Source organism: Oerskovia sp. NPDC056781 (assembly GCF_042789955.1).
GTDB classification, from domain to species: domain Bacteria; phylum Actinomycetota; class Actinomycetes; order Actinomycetales; family Cellulomonadaceae; genus Oerskovia; species Oerskovia rustica.
Genome location: NZ_JBHUAD010000125.1, coordinates 1 through 11788 on the forward strand (window position 1 = coordinate 1; position 11788 = coordinate 11788).

Consider the following 11788-nt stretch of genomic DNA (forward strand, 5'->3'; position numbering starts at 1 on the left):
GGTCCACCGCGGACCGGGACGGCCGTCTCGCGTCGGAGCGTGATCTGCGCGGTCGCGGCGCTCAGGCGGCCCGACGGCGTCGCGTGCCCTCAGAGGTCGTCGAACCCGCCGAACGGCTCGTCGTCGTCCGGCTCCCCCTCGCGGGCCAGCTCCTCACGGACCAGGCTGAGCGCGAGCGACGGGCTGTACCCCTTGCGTGCCAGCATCCCGACGATGCGTCGGGTGCGGACCTCGCGGTCGAGCCCGGTCGTGCGGGCGAGGCGCCGCTGGACCAGGTCGCGGGCGGCCTCTGCCTCGTCGTCCTCGTCGACCTGGTCGAGTGCCTCGGTCGCGGTGTCGTCGTCGATGCCCTTGCGCCGCAGCTCCTGCGCGATGGCGCGGCGCGAGAGCCCGCGCTCGCCGTGACGGGTGCGGACGAGCATCCCGGCGTACTCGGCGTCGTCGACGAGGCCGACCTCCTCGAAGCGCTCGAGGATCGGTTCGAGGACCTCGGGCGGGTAGCCCTTGCGGGTCATGGCGTCCATGAGCTGGCGCCTGCTCTTGGGGGCTGCGGTCAGGGTCCGCAGGATCGCCTCGCGCGCATGCTCGGTGAGCTCGGCACCGGCGAGCGCTCCCGACTCGACACGGTCGGCGACCGTGGGGCGGGGCTTGCGCTCCTTGCGCTCCCCCGAGTACTCCTTGCGGCGCCCCGCGCCGGTGCTCCGTTTCGAGGACGTCGAGCCGAACCCGCCGCTCAGCCCGCTGCTGCCGAACCCGGAGGAGCTGCGCTGCCCAAATCCGCCGCGCCCCGACGAACCGCTCCCGTCCCGCGACCGCGAGGTCCCGCGTGCGAGCGACGGGCTCCCCCCGATGGCCCGCCCCGCCGCGGCACCCGACGCCGAGCGGGCCGCCCCTCCGGTCCTGGAGGCGCCCCCCGCACCGGACGTGCCAGCGCTTCCGGACGTGCCTCCTGCGCCAGACGCACCGGCGGGCGCGCCCCCCTCCTCACCGGGAAGGGGACGCGCCCACTCGGGCATGCGGTCCAGCGGGTCGTCGACGATCAGAGGACGGCCTTCTTGCCCTTACCGGCGGGGGCCGCCACGGGGGCGACCGGCTCGGCGACCGCTGCGGGGTCCGCCGGCGCGTCGACCTTGGCCCCGACGCCGAGCTTCTCCTTGATGCGCTTCTCGAGCTCGTTGGCGAGGTCCGGGTTGTCGCGCAGGAACGAGCGCGCGTTCTCCTTGCCCTGGCCGAGCTGGTCGCCGCCGTAGGTGAACCACGACCCGGACTTGCGCACGAAGCCGTGCTCGACGCCCATGTCGATCAGGCCCCCCTCGCGGGAGATGCCGACGCCGTACAGGATGTCGAACTCGGCCTGCTTGAAGGGCGGGGCCATCTTGTTCTTGACGACCTTGACGCGCGTGCGGTTGCCGACCGCGTCGGTGCCCTCCTTGAGCGTCTCGATCCGGCGGATGTCCAGCCGGACCGATGCGTAGAACTTCAGGGCCTTGCCACCGGTCGTGGTCTCGGGGGTACCGAAGAACACGCCGATCTTCTCGCGGAGCTGGTTGATGAAGATCGCGGTGGTGCCGGACTGGCTCAGGGCGCCCGTGAGCTTGCGCAGCGCCTGCGACATGAGGCGGGCCTGGAGACCGACGTGGCTGTCACCCATCTCGCCCTCGATCTCGGCCTTGGGCACGAGGGCCGCGACCGAGTCGATGACGATGATGTCGATGGCACCCGAACGGATCAGCATGTCCGTGATCTCGAGGGCCTGCTCACCGGTGTCCGGCTGCGAGACGAGCAACGCGTCGGTGTCGACGCCCAGCTTCTTCGCGTACTCGGGGTCCAGCGCGTGCTCGGCGTCGATGAACGCCGCGATGCCGCCCGCGCGTTGCGCGCTCGCGACGGCGTGCAGGGCGACGGTCGTCTTGCCGCTGGACTCGGGGCCGTAGATCTCCACGACACGGCCGCGCGGGAGGCCGCCGATGCCGAGCGCGATGTCCAGGGCGATCGACCCGGTGGGGATCACCTCGATGGGCGCACGCCCCTCCTCGCCGAGGCGCATCACCGAGCCCTTGCCGAAGTTGCGGTCGATCTGGGCGAGGGCGGCTTCGAGCGCCTTCTCGCGGTCTGCGGGTGCGGGCATGTCGGTCACCTTTGCGTGCGGGGCACGGAACCGTGCCGAGAGTGTGTTCAGGAAGCCTGTGTCGTGTCCCGACGGTACGTGCCGCCACTGACACCCGCCGTCCCCCTGGTCCTGCCTGTGGACGACGGACGGTCAGCTCGTGCTGTGCACAACTCTACCCGAACACCTGTTCGAGAGAACCTTCGCGGTGCGGCGTGTCGCCGGGCACCCTCCCAGCCCTCGCCGCCCTGTCCTCGGCGGCGCCGCGGGCCGGGCCCGGCCCACCCCGGGAACCCGCCCTATCCCTCCCACGACTCCCCCGGCCGCAGCACGACCGCCCGCGTCCCGGGGGCCCACCGGTGCACCGCCGCGGCGAACGCCGCTCCCGCGTGGTCCATCCACCCGCGCGGCAGGTTCTGCCCGCCGGGCGTGTGCAGCGTGCCCCAGTGCACCGGGATCGCGACCCGTACCCCGACGGCCGCGCACACGTGCGCGGCCTCGACCGGCCCCAGGTGACCGCCCGAGAGCCGCGGCCCCCAGCCCGCCACGGGCACGAGCGCCACGTCGAGGGGCCCGCCCGCGAGCCCAGGCAGGTGCGCCATGCCCGGGTAGGCCTCGGTGTCGCCCACGGCCCACAGCGTCCAGCGGTCCGTCTGCACCAGGTGCCCCACCGCGGCGTTGGGTCGGTGCGGCATGGGCCGGTGCCCGTGCACCGCGGGCGTGAGGTGCACACGGACGTGCGCTCCGACGTCGTGCCAGGCCCCGTGCCCGCTCGCCGCCGAAACGGCCAGAGGGCCGCGCGGGCGACCTGGCACGGGACCCGCGAGCGGCCGGTCGTCGTGCTCGGGCCCCGCGCCGAGGCCGACGCCGGGGAGCCCCTTCGCGCGCAGCCAGCGCGCGTTCGCAGGCGCGGTGAGGACCGGGGCGTCGCCCAGCAGGCGCAGCGAGCCGAGCTCCGCGTGGTCGTGGTGCAGGTGCGAGAGCAGGACCGCGTCGGCGCCGCGCCACACCTCGGCAGGCCGCACGCCACGTCGGCGCAGCAGCCCGGCATGGCGCCTGAGCAGTGGGTCGGTCACGAGGCGCACGTCCCCGTCGGGCGTCGCGACGTCGAGCACGACCGTCGAGTGCCCCAACCACGTGACCCGCAGCCCGGGCGCCGCCCCGGTCATGTCCTGATCCCCAGCTCCCGCAGCCACCCGACGAGCTCGCCGTGCACGGCCTCGGCGCCCACGAGCATGCTGGTCCCACCCACGTCCTCGCGCGCCCCGTCCGTGACGCGCAGGCTCGCGGGGTACAGCAGCATGGCCTCGTTCTGGGCACCGCCCAGACCGCCGTGCGAGCCGACCAGGCCCTCGAACGCATGCACGAGCCCCGCGTCGTCGACGCTCGAGACCAGCAGCAGGTCTCCCGCGTGCTCGAGCGAGGCGGCGCGCAGCAGGTCGGCCGCGGCTCGCGGCCCGTACGGGGCGAGCGGGTCCTGCCCGTGGACCTCTCCCGTGACCAGGTGGCGGCTGCCCGCCGGACCGTACGCGACGACGTCGGGCACCTCGCCCTGCACGGGCCCGCGCTCCTGCACGACGACGACCCCCACGGCCGGGTTCGCGACCAGGCCCGGCACGAGCGCGGGCCAGCGTGCCCGGATCTCGTCGCCCACGAGCCGCACCGGGGAGCGCGGGAACCACACGAGGCCCAGGTTCCCCGAGCCGACGACCGCCACCTCGGGCAGCTCGCCCGGGCCCGCGGACCCGGGCTCGCGATCGGGGCCGACCATGACGCGACCGCCCCTCGACCCCTCGGCGTCGCTGCGCCCGAGCGCGTTGAGCGCGGTGTTGACCGCGCCCCACGCCTCGGAGTCCGCCGACGCGGGCGACCGCACCCCGGACGCCCGACGGCGCCGCTCGCCCGGGGCGGCCACGACCGCCATGAGGCGGCGCACCTCGTCGAGGAACGACCGACCCACGACCTGCTCGAACGTCGCGCCGAGCGACTGGCCGTGGTCGGACAGCACGACGACCTCGTAGCGGCGCGGCGCGACCCGGGCCACCTGCTCCCACAGCCCCACCACCCGGTCGAGCCCCTCGAGCGCCCGCATCGCCTCGGGGCGCAGCGGCCCCGCATGGTGCGCGATCTCGTCGTAGTCCACGAGGTCCACGAACACCACGGGCGCCCCGCGCACGAGCTGCTCCGCGACGAGCGACGTGCTGAGGTCGCGCAGCACCACGTTCGATACCGCCCGCAGGACCGGGTAGGCCCCCAGGCGCGAGACCCGCGGCACGACGTCCCGCACGGCCTGCTGCCACCCCTGGTAGAGCTCCTTGAAGAACTCCCCCACGGTCGCCACGAGCGCCCGGGCCAGGACGAACGGGCTCGAGAAGAAGTGCACGAAGAGCTGCCCCGGCCCCAGGCCCGCGCCCGCCCGGCTCATGACGAGCAGGTTCGTCGAGGCGTCGCCCGAGAACATCGTCGAGACCGCGACCCCGCCGTCCGCGAGCAGCCCCCGCCCGTCGCTCATGAGCGCCTCGACCTGGGCCGCGTCCGCCGGCCGGTTCGTCACCACCAGGCGCCCCTGCGCGCGGTCCCACCAGCGGAACGCCGGCACGTGCTCGCTCGTCCCGTGCAGCAGCCCCGCCTGGCTCGCAGGGGTCGTCGACGGCACGCGCGCCCACCACGACTCGAGCCGGTGGGAGCCGGACCCGAGCCAACGTGCGAGGTTCGGGGCCAGCCCCGCCTGGACCGCGTGGTCGAACGTCTCGCGCGCGACGCCGTCGAGCTGGACGACCAGGAGGCCTGCGCGCGCAGGGCGCGCAGCGTCGACCGGCACGTCCGTCTCGGCGGCGTGCCGATCGCCCGGACCGTCTGCGCGGGACCGTGCGCGGCGCACCTCCGCTCGCTGCGCCCGGCGCGCACGCCGGAGCAGGTGGTCGATCACGTACTCGTTGTCGCTCGCGCCGATCGCCCACCGGCCGATCGCCATGAAGAACGCCGCCAGCACCAGCACCGCCACGACGCTGCCCCAGTCGTCTGTCTCGAAGCCCGGCAGGTACGTCAGGGCCAGCCACGCCACGAGCACCTGCCCCGCCAGCCCCGAGACCAGAGCGCCGAGCACACCGGCACGACCCGCGACGACCCGCCACACAGGACGCAGCAACGCGTCACCGACACCGACCACGAGCGCCGCGAGGACCACCGACCACCACGACGTGATCCGCACCCCGGGCACGATCCAGATCGCGAGCGCCAGGCCCGCCGTCGTCGACACGAGCGACCAGAGGGCCCCCGTCAGGTCGTGCACGGAGAACGGGAGACGGTGCCTCATGCGGCCATGATGCCGCGCCGACGGACCTGCCGCGCGGGCGGCGCCTGCCGATGCTCGGCAGCACACCTCCCCACCACGCACAGCGCGGCTACCGCGCGGGCGGCGCCTGCCGATGCCTGTCGGTACCCCACCGCTGCGAGTCCGGCACCTCCAGCGCGTCGCACAGCGCGTGCCACACGTGCCGGGGCTCGACGCCGTCCTCGATCGCCTGGACCGCGGTGCGGTCGCCCAGGGCGTTCAGCACCTGGTCCCGGGTCAGGGCGCGACCGTAGGCCGATCCGAAGACCTCGTCCACCAGCTGCCAGAACTCTCGATACCGCACGGGGACAGCCTGCCACGTCTCGGGCGCTCCCCCGACATCGCGGCGGCCTCCCCGCACGCCGCCGGACCCGCGCACCCCGGCAGAGAGCGGTTGTGGGTGGCAGCGCCCACAATGGCGAGGTGACGTCCCCCGATCCTCTCGCCGGTTTCAGCGCTCCGACCCGCGCCTGGTTCGAGGGCGCGTTCGAGCGTCCGACAGCTGCGCAGGCGGGCGCGTGGGAGGCGATCGGGAGCGACCGGCACGCGCTCGTCGTCGCCCCCACGGGGTCGGGCAAGACCCTCGCGGCCTTCCTCTGGTCGCTCGACAGGCTGCTCGGCCCCGGCCCCGGCCCCGAGAGGACCGGCGCTCCCGACGACCCCGCGCACCGCTGCAAGATCCTGTACGTGTCCCCGCTCAAGGCGCTGGCCGCCGACGTCGAACGCAACCTGCGCTCCCCGCTCGCAGGCATCCGGCAGGCCGCGGTGCGTCTCGGCACCACGGTCCCGGACGTCGTGGTGGGCACCCGCACGGGTGACACGCCCGCGAGCGAGCGCCGGCGCTTCGGGATCGCTCCCCCGGACATCCTCATCACGACGCCCGAGTCGCTGTTCCTCGTCCTGACGTCCCAGGCGCGCGCGGGTCTGGCGGGGGTGCAGACGGTCATCATCGACGAGATCCACGCCGTCGCAGGGACCAAGCGCGGGGCGCACCTCGCGGTCTCGCTCGAACGCCTCGACGCGCTGCTCCCCGTGCCCGCGCAGCGCGTGGGGCTGTCCGCGACGGTCCGTCCGGTCGAGGCCGTCGCGACGTTCCTCGCGGGGCACCGCCGCCCGGAGGACCAGGGGCGGGAGGTCGTCGTCGTGCAGCCTCCCTCGGAGAAGAAGATCGAGGTCGACATCGTCGTCCCCGTCCCGGACCTGGCCGACCTGCGCACCGCGCCGGGTCCCAGCAGAGCCGCCCGGGCCGAGGATCTCGCGCCCCTGCCCGACGGCGAGCCCGACCTCTCGGGTCCCGCAACCGCCCGCCCGCCGCGCCCGTCGGTGTGGCCGCACGTCGAGGAGCGCGTGGTCGACCTCGTGGCCGAGCACCGCTCGACCCTGGTCTTCACCAACTCCCGGCGCGGGGCCGAGCGTCTCACGGCGCGCATGAACGAGGTCTGGGCCGAGAGGCAGGGCGAGGACGTGCCCGACGTCGGGACGCTCCAGCCCGCGCAGGTCCTGGCCCAGTCGGGAGCGAGCGCGGGAAAAGACCCCGTGATCGCCCGGGCCCACCACGGCTCGATGAGCCGGGCCGAGCGCACGCGCACCGAGACCGAGCTCAAGGACGGACGCCTGCCCGCGGTGGTCGCGACGTCCTCCCTCGAGCTGGGCATCGACATGGGCGCGGTCGACCTCGTGGTCCAGGTCGGGGCACCGCCGTCGGTCGCGAGCGGTCTCCAACGCATCGGCCGCGCAGGGCACCAGGTGGGCGCGGTGTCGCACGGCGTCGTGTTCCCGACCTTCCGGGGCGACCTGGTGCCCTCGGCCGTGATCGCGGACCGCATGCGGACCGGGCAGATCGAGCACCTGCACGTGCTGTCCAACCCGCTCGACGTGCTCGCGCAGCAGGTCGTCGCGATGGTCGCTCTCGACGACTGGACCGTCGCGGAGCTCGCGGCCCTCGTTCGGCGCAGCGCGCCCTACGGGGCGCTGGGCGACGCGACGCTGCACGCCGTGCTGGACATGCTCGCGGGCCGCTACCCGAGCGAGGACTTCGGCGAGCTGCGCGCGCGGATCGTGTGGGACCGGACGTCGGGGGTGCTCAGCGGGCGGCCAGGAGCGCTGCGCCTGGCGGTCACGAGCGGCGGCACCATCCCCGACCGGGGGCTGTACGGGGTGTTCCTCGCGACGGACCCCGCCGCGACCGCCGGCCCCGAGGACGCTGCCGGAGTGCTCGGCGACGCGCCCGGTGGCCCCGCGACGGGCTCACGCGCCCGGGGCGGGCGGCGCGTGGGCGAGCTCGACGAGGAGATGGTCTACGAGTCGCGCGTGGGCGACACGTTCACGCTCGGGTCGAGCACGTGGCGCATCGAGGACATCACCCCGGACCGCGTGCTCGTGACCCCGGCCCCGGGCGCCCCCGGACGCCTGCCGTTCTGGAAGGGCGACTCGCCGGGCCGCCCGGCCGAGCTCGGCCGCGCCGTGGGTGCCTGGGTGCGCGAGCTCGAGACCCTCGCCGCGTCGGGCGGTCCGCTCGCGGAGCGGCTGCGCGACGCGGGTCTCGACGCCTGGGCGACCGACAACCTCATGGCCTATCTCGGGGACCAGCGCGAGGCCACGGGGCGCGTGCCCGACGACCGCACGGTCGTCGTCGAGCGCTTCCGCGACGAGCTGGGCGACTGGCGCGTCGTCATCCACTCGCCCTACGGGGCCAAGGTCCACGCGCCGTGGGCGCTCGTCCTGGGTGCGCGGCTGCGCGACCGGTACGGCCTGGACGCCGCGGCCATGCACTCGGACGACGGGATCGTGCTGCGCCTGCCGGACCTGGGTGACGGCGGCTGGGGCGACGAGCCCGGCGGAGTCGCCGGTCCGGGTGCCGCTGGACCGGGCACCGCCGGGTCGCCCGTCGTGACGGCCGAGGACCTGCTGCTCGCGCCCGAGGAGGTCCTCGACGAGGTCCGGGCCGAGCTCGGCGGCTCGATCATGTTCGCTGCGCGCTTCCGCGAGGCCGCCGCCCGGGCTCTGCTGCTCCCCCGGCGGCGCCCCGACAAGCGGCAGCCGCTGTGGCAGCAGCGGCAGCGCTCGGCCCAGCTCCTGTCGGTCGCGAGCGAGTACCCCGAGTTCCCGATCGTCCTGGAGGCTGCGCGCGAGTGCCTCCAGGACGACTTCGACGTCGCGGCGCTCACCGACCTCATGCGGGACCTGGCCGCGGGCCGGGTCCGTCTGGTCGACGTCACGACCCCGACCCCGTCCCCCTTCGCGCAGTCCCTGCTGTTCGGGTACACGGCCCAGTTCCTGTACGACGGCGACGCTCCCCTCGCGGAGCGGCGGGCGGCCGCCCTGTCGCTCGACCCGACCCTGCTCGCCGAGCTGCTCGGCACCGAGGGCGGGGCGTCACAGCTCGCCGACCTGCTCGACCCGGAGTCGGTCGAGCGCACCGAGGCCGAGCTCGGCGCACTGGTGCCGAACCGTCAGGCCCGCCACGCGGAGGACGTCTGGGACCTGCTGCGTCGCCTGGGTCCGCTCCCCGTCGCGGAGGTCGTCCGGCGCACGCGCGAGGAGGTGCGCGACGAGGCGCCTGCATGGCTCGCCACCCTGGAGGGAGCGCGCCGGGTGATCCAGGTGCGCCTGGCCGGCGTGCCCGACGACGTCGCGCCGCAGTGGGCAGTGGTCGAGGACGCCGGGCGGCTCCGGGACGCGCTGGGCGTCGCCCTGCCGACGGGGATCCCCGAGGTGTTCACCGAGCCCGTCCCCGACCCGTTGGGTGACCTCGTGCGACGCCACGCCCGCACGCACGGCCCGTTCTCGGCGCACGAGGTCGCGGCCCGGTTCGGGATCGGGGTGGCCGTGGCCACCGGGGTGCTGCGCCGGCTCGAGGCCGCGCGCGTGCTCGTGTGCGGGCGGCTCCGCCCCGAGTCTCTCGGCGGGACGGGCGAGGAGTGGTGCGACGCCGAGGTCCTGCGGACCCTGCGGCGTCGGTCGCTCGCTGCGCTGCGGGCCGAGGTCGAGCCCGTCGCCCCCGAGGCCCTCGGGGTCTTCCTTCCACGCTGGCACGGCATCGGCACGCTGCGGGGCACCGACGGGCTGCTGCGCGTCGTCGAACAGCTCTCGGGCGCCGCGGTCCCCGCCTCGGCCCTCGAGACGCTCGTGCTGCCCTCACGCGTGACCGACTACTCGCCGGCGCTGCTCGACGAGCTGACCACCACGGGCGAGGTCCTGTGGTGCGGCCACTCGTCGCTGCCCGGGGGCAAGGACGGGCTCGTGAGCCTGCACCTCGCGGACGCCGCTCCGCTCACGCTCCCCGACGCGAGCCCGCTCGAGGAGGACGGGCCGCTCGACAGCGACCTGCACCGTGCCGTCGCGGACCTGCTGACCGGCTCGGGAGGGTTCTTTCTGCCCCGCATCGCCGAGCTCGCGGGCGCGTCCCAGGCGGCGACGCTCGAGGCGCTGTGGGACCTGGTGTGGGCGGGCTGGGTCACGAACGACGGCCTGGGCGCACTGCGCAGCCGCCTCGGACCCGGGGGCGGGGCGCACCGCGCTCCCCGCGCTCCCGTCCGCGCCCGCCCGCTGGCACGGGGACGCTTCGCCTCGCTCGGCGCGGGCGCGTCGGGCTCCGCCCGCGGCGAGAGCGACCTGCGCGGCGGCTCGGGGCGCTGGTCCGCGCTGCCGGCCCGCGAGCTCGACCCCACTCGCCGGACGCACGCCCTCACCAGGGTGCTGCTCGACCGTCACGGCGTCCTGACACGTGGCGCGGCCCCCTCGGAGGGCGTCACGAACTACTTCCGCGGCGTCTACCGTGTGCTGTCGGAGCTCGAGGCCACGGGCACGGTCCGGCGCGGCTACTTCGTCGAGCACCTCGGCGGTTCGCAGTTCGCCCTGCCGGGAGCGGTCGACCAGCTCCGCACGGACGCGCAGGACCGGGAGCACGCCGAGGAGTCGGCAGGACGCCGCGAGCTCGGTGCGCTGCTGCTCGCCGCGACCGACCCGGCCAACCCCTACGGTGCGGCACTGCCGTGGCCCGAGCCGCGTGTTCCGCACGAGCCGGGCGGCGGGTCCCCGCTCGGGATCGCGGCACCCGGCTCGCAGAGAGCGGCGACCGGATCGCCGCGCGCGTCGACCTCGACGGCACTCCTGACCTCCCACGCGGTGGCCACCCGCCCCACGCCCCGCGCGACGCACCGTCCCGGGCGCAAGGTGGGCTCCGTCGTCGTGCTCGTGGGCGGGGACCTGGTGCTGTACGTCGAGCGCGGCGGGCGGTCGCTGATCTCGTTCGGGGACGACTCGCCGTCCGCCTCCCGCCGCCTCGCGACGGCGTGCGCCGAGCTGGCGCGCGCCTCCCGGGCCGGGCTGCTCGGCAAGATGGTGATCGGGCGGATCGACGGGATCGACGCCCTGGCAGGCGCGGGCAGCACCGCGTCGCGCGCGTTCGGCGTCACGGCCGCGCTCATGGAGGCCGGGTTCCGGCCCACGCCGCGGGGGCTGCGCGCATGAGCGCCTCCCGGGGTGCACACCGGACGGGGCCGCACCGTGCCTGAGGGCGACGTCGTCCGGGTCACCGCGCAGCGCCTCGACGCCGCGCTGAGCGGCCGCGCGCTCGAACGCGCCGAGCTGCGCTGGGCCGAGGCGGGTGGGACCGACCTGACCGGGCGGACCGTGACCGAGGTGCTGGCGTACGCCAAGCACCTCCTGACCCGCCTCGACGACGGCACGACCCTGCACACGCACCTGCGGATGGAAGGGCAGTGGCGCATCGCCCGGAGCGGGTCGGCCGCTGCCGCCGCGCGGGGAAGCGAGGTGCGGGCGGTTCTCGCGAACGCGACCTGGACGTGCGTCGGCGAGCGGCTCGGGATGCTCGACGTGGTCCGCACGCGCGACGAGCACCTGCTCCTGGGGCACCTGGGCCCCGACATCCTCGCGGCGGACTTCCTCACGGCCCCCGAGGCCGGCATGGGGCTCGCGCTGGCCCGGCTGCGCGCGGCCGCCGCCGAGGGCGGGTTCCCCGCGCCGGTCACGGTGGGCGGGAGCGCGCCCCTGGACCCACGGAGCGCGCAGCTGCCGATCGCCGACGCGCTGCTCGACCAGCGGGGGGTCTCGGGCCTCGGCACCATCTACACGGCCGAAGGTCTGTTCGCCCAGCGGCTGTGGCCGTGGACGCCCGTCGACGACATCTCCGACCACGACCTGGAGGCCCTGCTGCGCACGACCCGCGGGCTGATGCTCCGCAGCGTCGCGGAGGGAGTCGGCACGGTGCGCCGGCACGTCCACGGCAGAGCACGACGGGCGTGCCACCGATGTGGCACGCCCGTCGTCGTCGCACCGGCGAACCCGGCGCCGTTCGAGCGAACGATCATCAGGTGTACACCCAG

7 protein-coding genes are annotated in these 11788 nt (G+C 75.3%); 2 read left to right on the forward strand and 5 right to left on the reverse strand.

The window, feature by feature from the left end:
* Window positions 1–89 precede the first annotated feature (89 nt).
* From ACFRCR_RS11820 to ACFRCR_RS11840, 5 genes are all read right to left on the reverse strand, one after another.
* Window positions 90–1016 (reverse strand): regulatory protein RecX, encoded by a 927-nt coding sequence (locus ACFRCR_RS11820; RefSeq protein ID WP_377677746.1) that lies wholly within the window; start codon window positions 1014–1016, stop codon window positions 90–92.
* Between the two features lie 23 nt (window positions 1017–1039).
* Window positions 1040–2128: a recombinase RecA gene (recA, locus tag ACFRCR_RS11825; protein WP_377677748.1), complete on the reverse strand. Its 1089-nt coding sequence runs from the start codon at window positions 2126–2128 to the stop codon at window positions 1040–1042.
* Window positions 2129–2406: 278 nt separating this feature from the next.
* The gene (locus ACFRCR_RS11830; RefSeq protein ID WP_377677750.1) at window positions 2407–3276 is read right to left on the reverse strand and encodes an MBL fold metallo-hydrolase; all 870 of its coding nucleotides are present in this window, start codon (window positions 3274–3276) and stop codon (window positions 2407–2409) included.
* A complete protein-coding gene (locus ACFRCR_RS11835) occupies window positions 3273–5423 on the reverse strand; it encodes an alkaline phosphatase family protein (RefSeq protein ID WP_377677752.1) in 2151 nt (716 codons plus the stop codon). The genes ACFRCR_RS11830 and ACFRCR_RS11835 overlap by 4 nt, the downstream gene beginning before the upstream one ends.
* Window positions 5424–5511: 88 nt before the next feature.
* Window positions 5512–5745, reverse strand: coding sequence for a DUF3046 domain-containing protein (locus ACFRCR_RS11840; RefSeq protein WP_030150556.1), 234 nt, complete (start codon window positions 5743–5745; stop codon window positions 5512–5514).
* Between the two features lie 119 nt (window positions 5746–5864).
* Here ACFRCR_RS11840 and ACFRCR_RS11845 point away from each other — a divergent pair, with 119 nt between their 5' ends.
* The gene (locus tag ACFRCR_RS11845; RefSeq protein WP_377677754.1) at window positions 5865–10913 is read left to right on the forward strand and encodes a DEAD/DEAH box helicase; all 5049 of its coding nucleotides are present in this window, start codon (window positions 5865–5867) and stop codon (window positions 10911–10913) included.
* A 36-nt stretch (window positions 10914–10949) separates the two neighbouring features.
* On the forward strand, window positions 10950–11788 hold an 839-nt coding region (locus ACFRCR_RS11850; protein WP_377677756.1), incomplete at its 3' end, for a DNA-formamidopyrimidine glycosylase family protein.

Bases quoted from the DNA above. Each gene is read 5' to 3' on its own strand.
- ACFRCR_RS11820 (WP_377677746.1), bottom strand. From the start codon at position 1,016: ATGCCCGAGTGGGCGCGTCCCCTTCCCGGTGAGGAGGGGGGCGCGCCC.
- recA (WP_377677748.1), bottom strand. From the start codon at position 2,128: ATGCCCGCACCCGCAGACCGCGAGAAGGCGCTCGAAGCCGCCCTCGCC.
- ACFRCR_RS11830 (WP_377677750.1), bottom strand. From the start codon at position 3,276: ATGACCGGGGCGGCGCCCGGGCTGCGGGTCACGTGGTTGGGGCACTCG.
- ACFRCR_RS11835 (WP_377677752.1), bottom strand. From the start codon at position 5,423: ATGAGGCACCGTCTCCCGTTCTCCGTGCACGACCTGACGGGGGCCCTC.